Genomic DNA, 17,147 nt, shown 5'->3' with positions numbered 1-17,147 from the left:
AGCGTCGAGCCATGACGTCCCGCTCCCGCGCCCTGGTCACCGGCGCCTCCCGAGGCATCGGCAAGGCCATCGCCCACGCCCTGTCCCCCACCCACGACCTGCTGCTGGGCGGCCGCGACCAGGCCGCGCTCTCCGCTCTGGCCACCGAGCTGGGCAACGCCATCCCGTGGACCGCCGACCTGGCCGACACCGAGGCGCTGACCACCGCCACCGCACAGATCGACCGCCTCGACCTGCTGGTGCACAGCGCGGGCGTGGCCGAGCTGGGCGCCATCGCGGACACCCCGGCCAAGGTCTGGCGGGAGACCTACGAGATCAACGTGGTCGCGGTCGCCGAGCTCACCCGCCTGCTGCTGCCCGCCCTGCGCACCGCCCGCGGCACCGTCATCCTGATCAACTCCGGCGCCGGCCTGCGCGCCAACCCCGGCTGGGCCGCCTACGCCGCCAGCAAGTTCGCCCTGCGCGCCCTCGGCGACGCGCTGCGCGCCGAAGAGGAGGCCAACGGCATCCGGGTGACCTCGGTGCACCCCGGCCGCACCGCCACCGACATGCAGCGCGGCATCCGCACCGCCGAGGGCGGCGAGTTCCAGCCCGATGCCTACCTGACCCCGGAGTCGGTGGCCGGCGCGGTGGCCATGGCCGCCAACGCCGGTCCCGACGCCCACCTCACCGAGATCGTGATCCGCCCGGCTAGCCGCTGATCCGCTCCGCGATCCGCCGGACCTCCGCCTGCGCCTTGCCGCGGTCCACCCTGGTCGGCTCGTGCCCGCTGACCACGTGGTCCCCGGCCACCCACACATCGGTCACCTGGCTGGCCGCCGAGGACCACACCAGGTTGGACAGCAGCTGCACGTCCGGCGCGTCCGTGCCGCGCGGGAAGGCCGGGCTGTCCACGTCCACGTGCACCACGTCCGCCCAGCGGCCGGGCTCCAGCGCGCCGAGGTCGGTGCGGTTGATGGCGTTCGCGCCCTCGCGGGTGGCCATCAGCAGGGCCTGCGGGGCGGTGAGGGCGTCCGCGGCGTCGGCGTCCAGGCGGGCGAACAGCACCGCCAGGCGGGCCTCGTCCCAGATGTCCAGGTCGTCGTTGCTGGCCGGGCCGTCGGTGCCCAGGCCGATGCGCAGGCCGTGCGCGCGCATGTCCAGCAGTCGGGCGGTGCCGGAGGCCAGCTTGGCGTTGGAGTTGGGGCAGTGCGCCACGGCCACGTCGTGCCGGGTGAAGATGGCCAGGTCCTCATCGGAGAGGTGCACCGCGTGCGCGGCCAGCACTCGGCCGCCCAGCGCGCCGATCTTCTCCAGCAGCTTGGGCACCGAGCCGTGTTCGGCGCGGACCGCGACGTCCTCCTGCAGGCCCTCGGCCACGTGGATGTGCAGCAGCGCGTCACGGTCGCGGGCCAGCTGGGCGACCTCGGCGATGATCTCCGGGGTCAGCGTGTACGCCGAGTGCGGGCCGTAGCCCAGTTCGATCCGGTCCCCCGCCCCGAAACGCAGGCCGTCGGCGTCGATCCACCGGGTGGTGTGCCCGGTCAGCTCCTGCCAGCTGCCCAGCCGCTCCAGCCCCGGCGCGTTGATGATGCCCGGCGTGAGCAGCACCCGGCCGCCGGTGTCCAGCACGGCCTGGGCCATCTGCTCGCCGTGGAAGAACATCTCCACGCTGGTGGTCACCCCGGCGCGCAGCATCTCCACCGAGCCGAGCAGCATCCCGTCGTAGGAGTCCCGCTCCACCATCCGGCCCTCGGCCGGCCAGATCGCCTCGGCCAGCCAGCGCATCAGCGGCAGGTCACCGCCGAGACCGCGCAGCGGCATCATCGGGGTGTGCGCGTGCGTGTTCACCAGGCCGGGCAGCAGGATGCCGGTCAGTTCCCTGACCCGCGCCCCGGCCGGTGGCGGCGGCGCGTCCGCGATGGGTCCACAGTGGACGATCCGGCCGGTCTGGTCGAAGTCGACGACGGCGTCCCGCAGCACGGAGCAGGCGGCGTCACAGGGCAGGACTACGGGGGCTTTCAGGCGAGTCGACTCGGGCATGAAGGGATCCTGCCACCTCGCCGGGAGCCGGTGGCGGTGGCTTCGGGTGGTCCAGCACACAGCGCAGCCCGGCCAGCTGGTCGTGCCAGGCCCGCTGGTCCCTGCGGAACACCGGCAGCAGCAGCACCAGGGTGAACCCGACCAGTCCGACCAGCCCGAACATGATCAGCATCTCCCGCTCCGGCATGCCCAGCCGGGTGGCCAGGTCGAACCGCTCGTGCAGCCGGATCACCACCGCGCCGACCACCACCGCGGTCATGACCAGCACCGCCAGCATGCCCGCCGGGCCGAACAGCTCGCGCAGCACCAGCCTGCCCACCGTGGCCGGGCTGCCGTCGGCCTTGCGCACCTTGAACTTCAGCAGCCGCCCGGCCGGGGTGTAGCCCTGGTCCAGCAGCGGCAGCACGATCCGCACCAGCAGGTAGGAGGCGAAGCTCAGGAAGGCCGGTTCGAAGCCGGTGAAGGTGTGCGCGGCGAAGGCGATCAGGCCGACCGCGATCATGTCCAGGCCGTAGCCGACCACCTGGCGGGGCAGGCTGGTGGAGTCGGCCAGCGCGCGGACCTCGTTGGGCGGCAACAGCTTCGGCACGATCAGCGCGGCAGGGGCGATCAGCCCGCCGAGCCCGGCGCCCAGCGTGTTGGCCATCAGGTCGTCCACGTCGAAGAGCCGGTACGCGCACGGGTAGATGCCGAAGTTGCCGGTCAGCTGGGTGATCTCGATCAGCAGCGAGGCGCCGGACCCGATGGCCACCACCCAGCGCCGCTGGAGCCCGTAGACCTTGCGCAGCAACACACCCAGCGGCACGAACAGCGCGATGTTGAACACGAAGGACAGCATCGACTTGGCGGTCAGCCCGGCCAGGAAACCGGACTGGCCGTGCTTGGCCAGCTCGGTCTGGATGTCGGCGAGGAACTGGAAGGGCACGAACTGGGTGCTCTGCCGCCCGGTGCACACGCTGTCCACCGGCGGGAACGGCATGAACACCAGGGCCAGCAGCACCAGGCCGTACATCAGCGCCGCGTACAGCACGAACGACCGGCGCGGGTCCACCCGGCCGAACCGCACGTAGTGGAAGACCACCACCGGTATCAGCAGCGCGAAGCCGACGATCACGAAGTAGAGCAGGCCGGTCTGGATGTTCTGCACGTACAGGGTGGGCACGAGAAGAGTCTGCGGCCCCGGCGCGAAGATCCAGATCGACCTATCGGCCACCCGTCCTCGGCAATACGGCTGATTCAGCCAGTAGGGGTGAGGCGACGATCGGCCTCAGGGGCCTCGATCGGGGCGACCGGCCGACGCTGCACCGGCACGGCCCGCTCCCGCCGCGCCGGGACCTCCGCCGAGCGGAAGGCCAGCACCAGGCCCAGTCCGGCCAGCATGCCCAGCGCGAGCAGCACCCGCAGGTCGCCGGAGAGCCCGTCGGCCAGCACCGGCGCGACCAGCACGAAGCAGACCAGCCCTGGCAGCGTCCCGGCTTCCCGCCCGGCCAGCCGGAGCAGGCCGCGCCAGGAGCCGTCCTCGCGGCGAGCCCGGTAGCCGAGCAGCCAGCCGCCCGGCGTCCAGCCCTGGGCCAGCCACGGGACGAACACCCTGGCCATCAGCACCGGGATGGCCGCCGCGAACAGGGTGCCGCCGGTGGTCAGGAAGAACATCCCGCTCAGCAGCAGGTCCACCCCGAGCGCGGCCAGCTTGCGCGGCACGCTGACCGGCTCCAGCGGCCGCGCCGGGGTGGGCAGCAGCCTGGGCACCAGCACCACCAGCGGGGCGACCGCGAAGCCGAGCAGCGCGCCGGTGGTGTTGCCCAGCAGGTCGTCGAGGTCGAAGAGCCGGTAGGAGCAGGGGAAGGTGCCCCAGTTGCCGGTCAGCTGGGTCAGCTCGATGAACAGCGAGACGGCGAACCCGGTGGTCACCGTGGTGCGCAGGTCCTTGCCGAAGGCCCGGCGCAGGAACACGCCCAGCGGCGCGAACAGCGCGATGTTGAACACGAAGGACAGCACCGACTTCGAGGTCAGCCCGGCCAGGAACCCGGAGCGGCCGTGCTTGGCCAGCTCGCTCTGCGTGTCGGCGAGGAACTGGAATGGCCGCAGCTGGGTGGTGTCCTGGACCGCGGCGCACACCTTCACCGGGTCCGGCAGCGGCAGGAACACCAGGGCGAGCGCGACCGCGGCGTAGGCCAGGAAGCCGTAGAGCACCAGCGCGCGCCGGGCGTCCAGCCTGCCGTAGCGGCGGTAGTGCACCCCGGCCACCGGCAGCAGCAGCACGAGGCCGACGCCCAGGAACAGCAGCAGTCCGGTGTGGATGGAGCCGAGGTAGGTCGCGGTCACGAGATCAATGCTCGGGAAAACCGCGCTCCGCCCCATCGACCGCGCAGTCAGGACCGCTCGGCCGAAGGGCCCGTCCCCGGCCGCCGGAGATCGGCCGGATGGCCGAGTTGATCAGACCGAGTCGAGCCGTTTCCGCAGCGCGGCCAGCCGGCCACCTGGCGGGACCGTCGGCTGGCCGAACTTGGCCGGGCCGCCGAAGCGGGCCCGCTGCACCGCGCCGGTGTCCACCCGGAACGCGGGCCGCCCGCCGCTGGGCCGCTGCCGGGACCGCAGCCAGGCCAGCCGGTGCTGGGCCTCGCTGTGGTGGTCGGTGATGGTCACCTCGGCCGCGTCGAAGGAGTGCAGCACCGCGCGGTTGAGCTCCAGGGTGGCCCGGTCCCGCCACAGCGTGCGCTCGGAGCCGGTGTCCAGGCCCAGCCGGGTGGCCACCGCGCCGGCCATCGCGTACGCGCCCTCGTCGGCCAGCGCCCTGGTGCCGATCTCCGCGCCGACGAACCAGGAGTTGAACGGCGCCGCCGGGTAGCCGACCCCGCCGATGGACAACCGCATGTTGCTGATCACCGGCACCGCGTGCCAGCGCAGCTCCAGCTCGCCGAACCAGTCCAGCTCGGGATGGGTCAGCGGCACCTCCAGCACCGCCTCGCGCGGCACCGTGAACAGCTTCGGGCCCTCGTCCGCGGTCTCCACCACCAGCGGCAGCAGGTCGAAGCGGCCCGGCTCGGCCGGACTCCGGTAGCCCAGCGCGCGCATCGCGTCGGTGAACTCGGCGTAGCGCGGGTCGCCGGTGACCGAGCCGTCCGCGGCCCGGTGCCCGGCGTAGCGCACCAGCTGCTCGTTCCAGATGCACGGGCCCGGCCGCTCCGGGGTGTCCGGCGCGAACACGGTGACCAGCGGGCGGATCGCGCCCTCGTTGGTGGCCTGGCGCAGGTGCTCGAAGCACTCGGTGGCCACCGCGGCCGGCCGGCGCACCCCGCGCAGGTCGCGCACCTTCAGCCGCCGCCACGGCATGCCGCTGGTGCACCAGCCCGAGTCCCGCAGCGCCACCCGCGCGCCGTAGGCCAGCTCCGCGGGGGTGTGCCGGTAGGTGCCGGTCTTGCCGACCTCCGCGCGGACCTCGGCCAGGCGCTGGCTCAGCGGGCCCGCGCCGGAGTGCGAGTCGTGGAACATGCGGAGGAACTCCTCCGCGGCCATGAGATCGACCTGGGCGGCCGGGGAGCTCGCCGCCGGCGCGAAGCTGATCACCTGGGTGTCGACTACGGTCACGGCTCGGTAACGTAGTTCGTGAACCCGGTCACGCGTCACTGCCATACAGGGCATGAAAACCAGCAGGTCGTCTCACCCGATCCAGTGGTCAATTCACCGAGGGTGGCGATCTTGACCACGGACCGTCAGATCCGCTCGAAGATCAGGTCGTGGATGACCCGGCCTTCCTCGTGCGCCCTGGACTCGAACTTGGTCACCGGCCGCCAGTCCGGCCGCGGCGCCCAGCCGCCCGGCTCCCCGGCGAACCGGTTGCGCAGCAACGGCGTGGCCAGGCAGGCGGCCATCATCTCCGCGCTGTAGTGCTCCCAGTCAGTGGCCAGGTGCAGGGTGCCGCCCGGTGCGATCCGGGAGGCGGCCAGCGCGACGAACTCCGGCTGCACCAGCCGCCGCTTGTGGTGCTTCTTCTTCGGCCACGGATCGGGGAAGAAGATCCGGATGCCGTGCAGCGAGTCGGCCGGGATGTTCTTGCGCAGCAAGGTGACCGCGTCCCCGCGCAGCAGCCGCAGGTTGGTCAGCCCGAGCTTCTCCACCCGCAGCAACAGCTGGGCGAGGCCGGGCTTGTAGACCTCGGCGGCCACGTAGTTCAGCTCGGGCGCGGCCGCGGTCAGCTGCGCGGTGGTCTCGCCCATGCCGGAGCCGATCTCCAGCAGCACCGGCGCGCTGCGGCCGAACCAGGCGTCGAAGTCGACCGGGTCCTCGCCCAGCTCGTCCACCTTGCGGCCCAGCGTCGGCCAGTACTGCTCGTAGGCGCGCTGCTGTCCTGGGCTGAGCCGGGCGGTGCGCTGCACGAAGCTCACCACGGTGCGCCAGTGCGCAGGCCGGACGGGGTCCTGCCCAGTCGAAGTCATCGTTCCCTCACGCCGCTGTGCTGCGATTACGGCCCCGAACTCTGCCAAATGGCAGGGCCGGGGCCGTAGCCGGGTCCAGCGGGCTACCAGCCCTCGATCTCCGGCAGCCGGGCGGCGAGCCCGGCCACGCCGGCGATCGGCACCGCGGGCCGGGGGTCGTGCTCGTGCGCGGGCAGCGCGTCCAGCCAGCCCTGGTGCGCGTCGGTCAGCACCACGGTGGTTGGCAACCCGGTCGAGGTGCCGGGGTCCGAGGGCACGTACTCCCAGTAACCGTCTTCACCATCACCCACCCAGGGGACGTAGAACCACCCGGGACGGTTGACCAGCAGCTCGTGCACGCCGTCCTCCACGGCGAACCCGGCCGCCCGGTGCAGCAGGTCGCCGCGGTGCAGGGCGCGCAGCCACCACGGCGCGGGAACCTGGTTGCCGCCCGCGGAGGCGGCCCGGAACAGGTGCAGCACCTGGCGCTCCGGCGCCCGGTCCACCCAGGACCGGCGGGTCTGCCCGGGATCGGTCGCGGCGGTGGCGTAACCCATGCGCTCGATCGCCTGGGACCATTCCAGTGCCGCGGTGGGCTCCACCCTGAGTCCGGCGAGTCGTGCTGGCGGGCGACGCTTGGTCTGGTCCCCGCGCTGGTTCGGCAGTCTCGACAACGCTGTCGATGCGCTCACCGTCGGTGAGTCGAGCATCGGTTCGGTCATGATCACCTCCGACCTCTGTGAGGTCTCAACCCCATCTGAGCGGGCTTGATCGCCGGTGTCATGTCGAAGTGCGGCGTTTCACGGTGGTTTAACGCAATGCATACGCCGCGCAACCTCCACGTCATGCCCGTAATGTGATCTCGACAACATTGTGGTCACTGCGGAGGTGGTTCCGTGGGCGAGCGCGAGATCGGCATCAACGGCGGCGTGGTGGTCGGTGTGGACGGCTCGGCGTCGTCCCTGCGGGCCCTGCGGGTGGCGGTGGAGGAGGCCTGCCGCCGCGGACTGACCCTGCACGTGCTGCGGGCCTGGACCCTGCGCACCGCGCCCCGGCCACCGGACTGCCCGGCGGGCTCGGTGGCCAGCGTGACCCAGTACGAGGAGTGGCTGCGCAAGGCGACCGCGGAACTGGTGACCGAGCACATCGGCGAGCCGGAGGACTGCGAGATCGCGGTGCACGTCGTGCACTCGCCCTCGCCACAGGCCCTGATCGCCGCCTCCAACGGCGCCGACCTGCTGGTGGTCGGCCACCGCGGCCGGGGCGGGTTCGCCGGACTGGTGCTGGGCTCGGTGGCCGACCAGGTGGTCCGGCACGCCCGCTGCTCGGTGCTGGTGGTGCGGCCCAGTGTCTGAACGGCGCGGCGTCCAGGAATAGCACGAGGCCCCGGCGACCCCCCGAAGGTCGCCGGGACCCCTGCTGCCGACTTCGCGGGCCCCGAACCCGCAGCTATCGGTTGTTTCCCGATGAAGTCCTCGCCATGGAGGACGCCACTGGGGGTACCCGGGTTGCGTTGCTGGTGAAAACTTCTTTCCGCTACCCCGGGGAGTTCGTGCGCAGCTCGTGCAGCACCAGCCGATGACTGGCCGCCAGCTCGCCGACCTGCTCCGCGCTGGCCCCGCTCACGGTGAGCGAGCCGACCCACTCGTTGTCCAGCTCCCGGTGCACCCCGAACCCGGCCCCGGTGAGCACCCTGGCCAGCTCCTCACACTGCGGGCTGCGCACCAGTACCACCGGAGTCCGTTGGCGCACAAGGAGTTCCGGATGCGCGAGCACATCAGGAGCACCGGGTTCGGCCCGGACCGAGGCAGGCGCGTGCTCCGGCTGGACCCCGGCCAGTCTGCGCAGCACCCGGCCGAAGCGGCAGGTGGTGTGCGCAGCAGTCCTGGTCCCGCACGGTTCGGTCGCGGTGACCGTCTCGATCATGGCCGGGGCTCCTGGGGGTGAGAACGCCTCCCCTGCACACAATGACCGGATCGGGTGGTTCCGCGCGTCCTCCGTTGGTCGGGATTTCCCGTCATACCTTGGAAGTAGACCTACGGTCTGATCATGGGTTACAACGACGCGCCAGAGGGTTGGTGGCGGGAGTTCATCGCCGCCACCCCGCCGCACACCGGCAAGCTCGCGGTCACGCGCAAGGACGGGTCCCCGCACGTCTCGCCGATCTGGGTCGACCTGGACGGTGACGACCTGGTGTTCACCACCTACGCGCCCTCGATCAAGGGCAAGTCGATCCTGCGGGACGGCCGGGTGTCCATCTGCTTCGACAACGAGCGCCCGCCCTTCGACTTCGTCACCATCACCGGCACCGCGACCACCACCGACGACCCGGAGACGGTCCGGTACTGGGCCGGTCGGCTGGGCGCGCGGTACATGGGCGCGGACCGGGAGCGGGAGTACGCCGAGCGCAACGGCGGCGAGGGTGAGCTGCTGGTCCGGGTGAAGATCGAGAAGGTGGTGGCCAAGACCGACGTGGCCGAGTGAGCGCCAGTTCATGAACCACGGTTCACAAAGTTCGTGAACCGTGGTTCACTAATGCCGTGGCCCGACCCAGAACGATCACCGACCGCAGGCTGCTGGACGCCCTCGGCGTGGTCCTCGGCCGGTCCGGACCCGCCTTCACCATCGCCGAGGTGGCCCAGCAGGCCGGTGTGGCGACCGGCACCGTGATGCAGCGCTTCGGCAGCAAGCACGGCCTGCTGCTCGCGCTCAGCCGGGACCACCGGGCCGGGCAGGCCGCGGCGATCCGGGCGGCCGCGGCGGCGGCGGACAGTCCGCGAGAGGCGGTGCTGGCCGGCGCGCTGGTCGGCTACGAGTTCCTGGACAACGCCGAGCAGGCCGCCAACAACCTGGCGCAGCTGGGCGTGGACCTGGCCGATCCGGAACTGCGCGAGGAGCTGGCCCTCGGCTACGCCGCGGTCAACGCCGAGCTGGCCGAGCTGCTGGCCGCCGCCGCGCTGCCCGGCGCGCCCGCGCCGGAGATCGCCGCGCGGATCCTCGGCGCGCTGGTCTCCGGCGCCGCCATGCACTGGTCGGTCCGGCCACACGGACGTCTGGTGGACCGGGTCCGCGCGGACCTGGCCGCCGTGCTCGCGGGCTGGTCACGGCCCGCGCTGGGAGAGGAGTCGGCATGAGCAAACCGTTGGCGGACAAGGTAGCCCTGGTCACGGGCGGCACCCGGGGCGCGGGACGCGGGATCTCGGTAGAACTGGGCGCGGCCGGTGCCACGGTCTACGTCACCGGCCGCAGCAGCCGGACCACCGGCCCCTCGCCGATGGGGCGGCCGGAGACCATCGAGGAGACCGCGGAGCTGGTCACCGCGGCCGGCGGGCAGGGCATCCCGGTGCGCTGCGACCACCTCGAGGAGTCCGATGTGGACGCTCTGGTGGCCAGGATCCGGGATGGGCACGGGCGGATCGACGTGCTGGTCAACGACGTCTGGGGCGGCGACGGCTTCTCCGAGCACAAGCCGGTGTGGGAGCACGACCTGACCAAGGGCCGCGCCATGCTGCGCAACGGCCTGGACACCCACCTGATCACCCTGCACAAGGCGCTGCCGCTGCTCATCGCGCAGCCGGGCGGACTGCTGGTGGAGATCACCGACGGCGACGAGATGTTCAACCAGCGCTACCGCGAGGCGGTCTACTACGACCTGGTCAAGGCGGCCATCCTGCGCCTGGGCAAGGTCCTGCACCAGGAGCTGGCCCCGTACGGCGGCACCTCGGTCGCGCTCACCCCAGGCTTCCTGCGCTCGGAGGAGGTGCTCGCGCACTTCGGCGTCACCGAGGCCACCTGGCGCGAGGCGCTGACCAAGGACGTGCACTTCGGCATCTCCGAGACCCCGCACTACCTCGGCCGCGCGGTGGCCGCGCTGGCCGCCGACCCGGACCGGGCGCGCTGGGGCGGGCAGTCGCTGTCCTCCTGGCAGCTGGCCAAGGCCTACGGCTTCACCGACGTGGACGGCTCCCAGCCGGACTGCGGCAGCTACTTCACCGAGAACGTCTTCGCCGAGTCCCCGCTGGGCAAGGACCCCGCCGAGTACCGCTAGGCGTCGCCGGGGCGGGCCAGCCCGGTCTCGTAGGCGAGCACCACGGCCTGCACCCGGTCGCGCAGGTCCAGCTTGGCCAGGATGCGGCCCACGTGCGTCTTCACCGTCGCCTCGGACAGGAACAGCGTCTTGGCGATCTCCGCGTTGGACATGCCCTTGGCGATGAGCACCAGCACCTCGCGCTCCCGCTCGGTCAGCACGTCCAGCACGGTCGCGTCGCGCAGCTGCCCGGAGTCCGCCGAACCGAGGAAGCGGTCCAGCAGCCGCCTGGTCACACTCGGCGAGACCACCGCGTCCCCGCTGGCCACCGCGCGCAGGGCGGAGACCAGGTCCGCGGGCGGGGTGTCCTTGAGCAGGAAGCCGCTCGCCCCGCCGCGCAACGCGGCCAGCACGTACTCGTCCAGGTCGAAGGTGGTCATCACGAGCACCTTCGACGTGCCCTCGGCGCTGATCCGCTTGGTGGCCTCCACCCCGTCCAGCACCGGCATGCGCACGTCCATCAGCACCACGTCCGGGCGCAGCTCGGCGGCCTTGCGCACGGCCTCGGCGCCGTCCCCCGCCTCCCCGACCACCTGGAGGTCCTCCTGCGCGTCGAGCACCATGCGGAACCCCATGCGCATCAGTTCCTGGTCGTCGACCAACATCACCCGGATCACGGGCCGAGCTTAGAGGCAATGTCCACTCAGGACCCGACGGTCCGGTTGGTCAGCGGCAGCCGGGCCGAGACCTGCCACCCGCCACCCGGCCGCGGACCGGCCTCCAACTCGCCGCCGAAGACGCTGGCCCGTTCCTGCATGCCGATCAGCCCGTTGCCGCCGGAGACCAGGCCCGAGCCGGTGCCGGGGCCGCCGCCGCTGTCGAGCACCCGCACCCGCACCGCGTCCTCCTCGCGGTGCACCCGCACCACCGCCTTCACCCCCGCGCCGCCGTGCTTGATCGTGTTGGTCAGCGCCTCCTGCACGATCCGGTACACGCCGAGCCCGATGCCGGCCGGCAGGTCGTCCAGGTCGCCGCGCAGGTCCAGCTGCACCGGCAGGCCCACCGCGCGCACCTTCGCCACCAGCTCCTCGACCTGGCCCGCGCTGGGCTGCGGGGTCATCTCCGGGTCGTTCTCATCCGTGGTGCGCAGCACGCCGAGCAGCCTGCGCAGCTCGTTGAGGGCCTGCCTGCCGGTGGTGGAGATGGTCTTCAGCGAGCGCTCGGCCAGCTCCGGTTTGTCCTTGATCATGTAGGACGCGCCGTCGGCCTGGACCACGATCACGCTCACCGCGTGCGCCACCACGTCGTGCAGCTCGCGGGCGATCCTGGTGCGCTCGGCGGCCACCGCGATCTTGGCCTGCTGGTCCCGTTCCAGCTCCAGCAGCAGCAGTCGCTGCACCGCCTCCTCGTTCAGCGCCCTGCGGGCCGCGACGATCTCGCCGAGCAGCCAGGCGAAGGCGGGCGCGGCGAACCAGCTGAACGCCGACCAGGCGGCCGGGCCCGGCTCCGGGAAGCGGATCAGCACCACCACGTTGACCAGCAGGATGCAGAAGGCGAACGCGCCTGCCCAGCGGCGGGTGCCGTACACCGCGAGGGTGTAGAGCATGATCGGGATGCCCAGCTCGCCGACCCGGTAGTCCATGTCGGCCGGGTGCGTGAAGATCCGCAGGAACTCGGCGAAGACGATCAGCCCACCGGCCACCATCGGTTGGCGGCGGCGCACGATCAGGGGCACGGTGAGCAGCGCGCCGACCGAGTAGTAGTTCGTGTCGGTGACCACCCAGTTCGGGTTCTTGCCCAGCATGTCCAGCGTGGTGAGCAGGACGACCAGCGCCGTGTCGCCCACCAAGGGGTGGGCCCGCAGCCACAGGCTCAGTCTCCGCACCCGACGAGGGTAAACGCGGCTCGGCCGGGTGGCGTCGTACCGCAGGCGGAGATTCGCTACCCCTTGTGGATTACCGCCGGGCCCGCGCCGGGGCCGCCCTGCGTGCGACGATGCACAAGTGAACCCGGGGCCACTGTCCGCAGCCGTCGCCCACCTCTGCCAGCGGCTGACCCCGCAGGTCGGCTCGCGCACCGCGGCCGGGTTCGCCGAGGTGCTCCGGCGGCTGGGCGCCCCGCTCCAGGTCGCGGTCGCCGGCCGGATCAAGTCGGGCAAGTCCACGCTGGTCAACGCGCTGATCGGGCGGCGGGTGGCGCCCACCGACATCGGCGAGTGCACCCGGCTGGTCACCCGCTTCCACTACGGCACGGTGGACCGGGTCGAGGTGATCTTCACCGACGGCGGCAAGCAGGTGCTGCCCTTCGACGCCGACGGCATGATCCCGGCCAAGCTCGGCGTGGACCTGGACCGGGTCTCGCACCTGGAGGCATACCTGACCAGCGCGGTGCTGCGGGACCTGACCGTGATCGACACCCCCGGCCTCGGCTCGCTGGACGCCACCTCGGTGGCCCGCACCGAGTCCGAGCTGCTCGGCGAGCCCGGCCGGGCCGCCGACGAGCTGGACGAGGTCTCCCGCAACGCGGTGGTGGGCGCGGAGGCCGTGCTCTACGTGGTCACCCAGACCGTGCGCTCGGACGACCGGGCCGCGCTGGCCGCCTTCACCGCGGCCACCGCCAGCCGGGAGGCCGGTCCGGTGAACGCGATCGCGGTGCTCAACAAGGCCGACACCATCGCCCCGGAAACCGTGGCCGGCTCCGGCGGCGACCTGTGGAAGGCGGCCGAGCTGCTGGCCGCGCACCAGGCCGAGACGCTCAAGCCCAGGGTCGCCGACGTGCTGCCGATGATCGGCCTGCTCGCCGAGACCGCGGAGACCGGCGGCTTCACCGCGGCCGACGCCGAGGCGCTCAAACAGCTCGCCGCCCTGGACGAGACCACCCGCGCCACCATGCTGCTCTCCGTCGACCTGTTCACCAGCTGGGACACCCCGGTGCCAGCCGCCACCAGGGAACGCCTGCTCAGCTGCCTCGACCTGCACGGCATCAGCACCGCGCTGAACCTGCTCGCCGCCGACCCGGAGCTGACCGCGGGCGCGCTGCGCCGCGGCCTGCTGGAGGCATCCGGACTGGCCGCGGTCCGGGCCAAGCTGGACGTGGTGTTCAAGGCCCGCGCCGACGGCATCAAGGCCGCCGCCGCACTCGCCTCGGTCACCGCGCTGGCCCGCGCCTCCGGCGACCCCGGCGAACGCCAGCGGGTGCACGACGCCATCGAGGTCCTGCTGGCCAAGCCCGAGGCGCACCAGCTCCGCCTGCTGGAAGCCCTCACCCTGGTCACCTCCGGCCAGGTGGCCATGCCGGCCGACCTGGCCGAGGAGGTGCTGCGGGTGGGCGGCTCGGCCAAACCCGACCAGCAACTCGGCCTGCCCGGCCGCCCCCGCCAGGAACTGCTCGCCTTCGCGCTGGAACGGGCCGGGTGGTGGCGGGCCTTCGCCTCCTTCGGGGCCACTCCGGCGCAAAGCCGGGTGGCGCACGTGGTGCACCGCGCATACTTCCTGATCTGGCAGCAGCTCGGTGGAGGATCGAGATGACGACCGGGGGAACCGGACCGGTGGACGCCGCGTCGGAAGAGGTCATGTTCGACCCCGCACGCGGTGAGCGGAAGAAGCTCATCCAGCTGTGCCTCTACGCGCTCGACCGGGCCCGCAGCGCCGGTGTCGCGGAGCGGATCGTGGACGGGCTGGCCGGGGTGGGGGTGACCGCGGTGCGGCCGGACGGGCAGCGCTTCGACCCGGCCGTGCACGAGGCGGGCGGCACCCAGCCCACCGACGACCCCGCGCTGGCCGGGCTGGTCGCCGAGACCGAGGTGGTGGGTTTCCTGGACCACGGGCAGCCGGTGCGGCCGCCAGTGGTGACCGTGTACACGCTGCGCGAGGCCGCCGGGTGAACGCGCCGGTGACCTCGGGCGTGCCACTGCCCAAGCTGGTGCGGCACACCGTCGGGCGGCTGGTCGAGCTGCTCAAGGAGGCCGATCCGGCCGCCGCCGAGTGGGTGGCCGCGGTGCGCGACGGGCGGCCCTCGGTGCCCTCGGTGGTGGTCGTCGGCGAGACCAACCGGGGGAAGAGCTCGCTGGTCAACGCGTTGCTGGCGGCGGAGAACCTGTCGCCGGTGGACGCGCACGTGGCCACCGCCAACTACCTGGTCTTCGCCCACGGCGAGGAGTGGGCCGCACAGGCCTGCTACCCGGGGCAGGTGCAGCCGGTGTCCTTCCCGGTGGAGCAGCTGCACCGCTGGGTGACGGTGACCGGGGAGCTGCCGGAGGGCCAGCTGCCGCCCCGCTTCGTCCGGGTCGAGGCGCCCATCCCGCTGCTGAGCCGGCTGACCGTGATCGACACCCCCGGGGTCGGCGGGCTGGACTCGATGCACGGCGAGCTGGCCGCCGAGGCCGCCGCCAACGCCACCGCGCTGCTGTTCGTGGTGGACGCCTCCGCGCCGCTGACCAGTGGTGAGCTGACCTTCCTCGCCCAGGCAGGCGAGCGGGTGGAGACCGTGCTGTTCGCGCTGACCAAGACCGACCAGTACCGGGGCTGGCGGCAGGTGCTGGAGGCCAACCGGGCACTGCTGGCCGAGCACGCGCCCCGGTTCGCCGGGGCCGTCTTCCACCCCGTCAGCGCCCGGATGTTCGGCCTGGCCAAGAACGCGCCGACGCCGGAGACCGCGGCGCTGCTGCGCGAGCAGTCCGGCATCGCGCCGTTGCAGACCGGCCTGCAGGAGCTGGTCGCCGCGCACGCGGCCATGCTCGCCGAGGCCAACACGCTGCGCGCGGCGGCCACCGCGCTGGCCGAGCAGAGCGCGAAGCTGACCGCCGAGCAGCGCACCCTGAGCACCGGCGAGGACGAGGCCGAGTCGCTGCGGGCGCGCAAGGACGAGCTGGTCGCGTTGCGCCGCTCGGCCACCAGGGGCTGGCAGGTGCGGCTGCGCGGGGAGACCCAGCGGGCCCGGGTGGAGAGCTCGCACGAGGTGGCCAGGCAGATGCGGGACGTGCAGTCCTGGTTCCGGCGGGCCATCGACGCGGCCGACCGGGAGGGCCTGCAACGGCTGCCGCAGGAGCTGGACGCGGCGCTGCAGCTGGTCTCCGGCCGGTTGAGCGACGGACTGGCCGCCCGGCTGGACGCGCTGGCCAAGGCGGTGCTGGCCGAGCTGTTCTCGCCGGACGAGCTGGATGTCATCCGGTCCCAGTTCGCCCGCGCCGGGCAGCCGCCGGTGCTGCTGCGCAGCCCGGACCGGCGTCCGCCCAACGCCGAGGACAAGCTGCTGGTGTTCATGGGCGTCTCCGGCGGGCTCGGCCTTGGCAAGGCCGCCGCGCTGCCGCTGGCCGGGCTGGGCATCGCCGCCTCCAGCGCGCTGGTGCTGCCGGTGACCATCGTGCTCGGCCTCGGCGCGGGCTGGTGGCTGGCCCGCACCCGCAAGCACACCGCGGACAAGACCTACCTCAAGCAGTGGCTCACCGAGGTGGTCGCGGACGCCCGCTCCACCATGGAGCAGCTGGTCTCCGAGCAGCTGATCGAGGCCGAGCAGCAGCTGTCGCTGGCCATGGACGACGCGCTGGGCAGGCGGATCGGCGCGATCGAGGACGAGCTGCGCGAGGTGGACAAGGCGCTGCGGATGGACACCGCGGAACGCAACCGGCGGCTCCAGGCGGTCGGCAAACGGCTCGCCGAGGTGAAGGCGGGGCGGGCACAGGCGGAGATGCTGCTCGGGCGCATCCGCGATCAGCGGGACGCGGGTTGACAGGTTGTCACCATTTCGATCGGTTGCCGACTTGGCGATGGAACCGAACGGGCCTACCGTAAGTCGAAGTGGCAAGAAACGCCCAGCTTGCCCGCACCCCGGGTAGTCCAAGGGGGATCAGGTGTACATCGAGGAGACCGGCGCCACCGACGGTGACATCAAGGTGACCGTGGACGGTGAGGAGATGACCGTCGAGGCTGTCAGCGACAGCAACCAGGACGGGATCGACGACACGGCGGTGGTCGAGACCGACGACGGCTACCTCAGCTTCACCGACACCAACGGCGACGGCACCGCCGACGTCATGCGCACCCTGGACGACAAGGGCGCGGTGGTCAGCACCGCGCGCTTCGACTCCGCCAGCGGCGAGTGGGTCACCGAGGGGCAGCGCTCCAGCGCGGGCCCGCAGACCGCGGTGGGCACCGGGTCCGGGCTGATCGTGCACGGCCCCGACGGCGAGCAGCACCTGCAGGGCGAGCTGACCGACACCGACGGCGACGGCAAGGGCGACACCCTGGTGGTCACCGACGCCGACGGCGACACCGTGGTCTTCGCCGACATCGACGGCGACGGCGACGCGGACGTGGCCACCGAGATCACCGGCAGCGGCCAGGTGATCGTCAGCGAGCACCGGGGCAACGGCGAGTGGGTCGTGGTGCACGACGAGAGCCTCGGCGACGCCATGAGCAGCGAACCGGCCCGGCTCTCCGACGCCGACTGGGAGGTCGAGACCGCCACGGACAAGGCGCCGCAGGGCAGCTTCCACGTGGACCCGGTCACCGGCGAGTGGGTCGACTCCACCGGCACCGGCGGCGGCATCGGCGGCGCGCAACAGCCCCGCTGGACATAGAACTACGCCCTGGAGTACCCCGGGCCACCCGGGCCAAAACCCGAATCAACCTCATCCGGAAACCGGGTGGGGTTGATCTCTTTGTGGGACACGCCACCAGAGAGCG

At 72.3% G+C, this 17,147-nt stretch carries 18 protein-coding genes; 9 read left to right on the top strand and 9 right to left on the bottom strand.

Annotated elements, in window-relative coordinates:
• Positions 1–11: 11 nt before the first annotated feature.
• Entirely contained in the window at positions 12–701 is a 690-nt protein-coding gene (locus N8J89_RS41235) for an SDR family oxidoreductase (protein WP_283662267.1), read from the top strand.
• Here the strand turns inward: N8J89_RS41235 and N8J89_RS41230 are convergent.
• From N8J89_RS41230 to N8J89_RS41205, 6 genes are all read right to left on the bottom strand, one after another.
• Entirely contained in the window at positions 691–2,022 is a 1,332-nt protein-coding gene (locus N8J89_RS41230; RefSeq protein ID WP_283662266.1) for an amidohydrolase family protein, read from the bottom strand. The genes N8J89_RS41235 and N8J89_RS41230 overlap by 11 nt on opposite strands.
• Positions 1,976–3,184, bottom strand: coding sequence for a VanZ family protein (locus tag N8J89_RS41225; protein ID WP_283662265.1), 1,209 nt, complete (start codon positions 3,182–3,184; stop codon positions 1,976–1,978). The genes N8J89_RS41230 and N8J89_RS41225 overlap by 47 nt, the downstream gene beginning before the upstream one ends.
• 74 nt (positions 3,185–3,258) lie before the next feature.
• On the bottom strand, positions 3,259–4,347 hold the full coding sequence (locus tag N8J89_RS41220) for a VanZ family protein (RefSeq protein ID WP_283662264.1): 1,089 nt from the start codon (positions 4,345–4,347) through the stop codon (positions 3,259–3,261).
• Positions 4,348–4,458: 111 nt separating this feature from the next.
• Positions 4,459–5,610 (bottom strand): nitric oxide synthase oxygenase, encoded by a 1,152-nt coding sequence (locus tag N8J89_RS41215; RefSeq protein ID WP_502868395.1) that lies wholly within the window; start codon positions 5,608–5,610, stop codon positions 4,459–4,461.
• 125 nt (positions 5,611–5,735) lie between these two features.
• Positions 5,736–6,458, bottom strand: coding sequence for a tRNA (guanosine(46)-N7)-methyltransferase TrmB (trmB, locus tag N8J89_RS41210; RefSeq protein WP_283662263.1), 723 nt, complete (start codon positions 6,456–6,458; stop codon positions 5,736–5,738).
• 83 nt (positions 6,459–6,541) lie between these two features.
• The gene (locus N8J89_RS41205; RefSeq protein ID WP_283662262.1) at positions 6,542–7,129 is read right to left on the bottom strand and encodes a hypothetical protein; all 588 of its coding nucleotides are present in this window, start codon (positions 7,127–7,129) and stop codon (positions 6,542–6,544) included.
• 204 nt (positions 7,130–7,333) lie between these two features.
• Between N8J89_RS41205 and N8J89_RS41200 the strand changes: the two genes are divergently transcribed.
• Positions 7,334–7,792 carry a universal stress protein gene (locus N8J89_RS41200; protein ID WP_283662261.1) on the top strand — a complete coding sequence of 153 codons (459 nt, stop codon included), beginning with the start codon at positions 7,334–7,336 and terminating at the stop codon, positions 7,790–7,792.
• Between the two features lie 181 nt (positions 7,793–7,973).
• Here N8J89_RS41200 and N8J89_RS41195 read toward each other — a convergent pair whose 3' ends face one another.
• Positions 7,974–8,363, bottom strand: a complete 390-nt coding sequence (locus N8J89_RS41195) for a DUF8746 domain-containing protein (RefSeq protein ID WP_283662260.1) — start codon at positions 8,361–8,363, stop codon at positions 7,974–7,976.
• A gap of 123 nt (positions 8,364–8,486) precedes the next feature.
• On the opposite strand from N8J89_RS41195, the gene N8J89_RS41190 reads away from it, so the two are divergent.
• Genes N8J89_RS41190 through N8J89_RS41180 form a run of 3 tightly spaced genes read left to right on the top strand, consistent with a single transcriptional unit; the run spans position 8,487 to position 10,485 of the window.
• Positions 8,487–8,921 carry a PPOX class F420-dependent oxidoreductase gene (locus N8J89_RS41190; RefSeq protein ID WP_283662259.1) on the top strand — a complete coding sequence of 145 codons (435 nt, stop codon included), beginning with the start codon at positions 8,487–8,489 and terminating at the stop codon, positions 8,919–8,921.
• A 56-nt stretch (positions 8,922–8,977) separates the two neighbouring features.
• A complete protein-coding gene (locus tag N8J89_RS41185) occupies positions 8,978–9,571 on the top strand; it encodes a TetR/AcrR family transcriptional regulator (RefSeq protein ID WP_283662258.1) in 594 nt (197 codons plus the stop codon).
• Positions 9,568–10,485: an SDR family oxidoreductase gene (locus N8J89_RS41180; protein WP_283662257.1), complete on the top strand. Its 918-nt coding sequence runs from the start codon at positions 9,568–9,570 to the stop codon at positions 10,483–10,485. Before N8J89_RS41185 ends, N8J89_RS41180 begins: the two co-directional genes overlap by 4 nt.
• On the opposite strand, the gene N8J89_RS41175 is transcribed toward N8J89_RS41180, so the two are convergent.
• Both N8J89_RS41175 and N8J89_RS41170 read right to left on the bottom strand, forming a co-directional pair.
• Complete coding sequence (locus tag N8J89_RS41175; RefSeq protein ID WP_283662256.1) at positions 10,482–11,141, bottom strand: response regulator; 660 nt, start codon at positions 11,139–11,141, stop codon at positions 10,482–10,484. The two genes, N8J89_RS41180 and N8J89_RS41175, sit on opposite strands and share 4 nt — an antisense overlap.
• Positions 11,142–11,167: 26 nt before the next feature.
• A complete protein-coding gene (locus tag N8J89_RS41170; RefSeq protein WP_283662255.1) occupies positions 11,168–12,349 on the bottom strand; it encodes a sensor histidine kinase in 1,182 nt (393 codons plus the stop codon).
• A gap of 118 nt (positions 12,350–12,467) precedes the next feature.
• On the opposite strand from N8J89_RS41170, the gene N8J89_RS41165 reads away from it, so the two are divergent.
• The 4 genes from N8J89_RS41165 (at position 12,468) to N8J89_RS41150 (ending at position 17,041) form a co-directional block, all read left to right on the top strand.
• Positions 12,468–13,991 carry a dynamin family protein gene (locus N8J89_RS41165; protein ID WP_283662254.1) on the top strand — a complete coding sequence of 508 codons (1,524 nt, stop codon included), beginning with the start codon at positions 12,468–12,470 and terminating at the stop codon, positions 13,989–13,991.
• The gene (gene grpE / locus N8J89_RS41160; protein WP_502868525.1) at positions 13,949–14,347 is read left to right on the top strand and encodes a nucleotide exchange factor GrpE; all 399 of its coding nucleotides are present in this window, start codon (positions 13,949–13,951) and stop codon (positions 14,345–14,347) included. Before N8J89_RS41165 ends, grpE begins: the two co-directional genes overlap by 43 nt.
• Positions 14,344–16,191 (top strand): dynamin family protein, encoded by a 1,848-nt coding sequence (locus tag N8J89_RS41155; RefSeq protein WP_283662253.1) that lies wholly within the window; start codon positions 14,344–14,346, stop codon positions 16,189–16,191. Before grpE ends, N8J89_RS41155 begins: the two co-directional genes overlap by 4 nt.
• Positions 16,192–16,312: 121 nt before the next feature.
• A complete protein-coding gene (locus N8J89_RS41150) occupies positions 16,313–17,041 on the top strand; it encodes a hypothetical protein (RefSeq protein WP_283662252.1) in 729 nt (242 codons plus the stop codon).
• Positions 17,042–17,147 lie beyond the last annotated feature (106 nt).

The sequence above is a fragment of the Crossiella sp. CA-258035 genome (genome assembly GCF_030064675.1).
Lineage (GTDB): Bacteria > Actinomycetota > Actinomycetes > Mycobacteriales > Pseudonocardiaceae > Crossiella.
The sequence above is the reverse complement of the archived record's forward strand: the minus strand, read 5'-3'. Positions and strand labels throughout refer to the sequence as shown.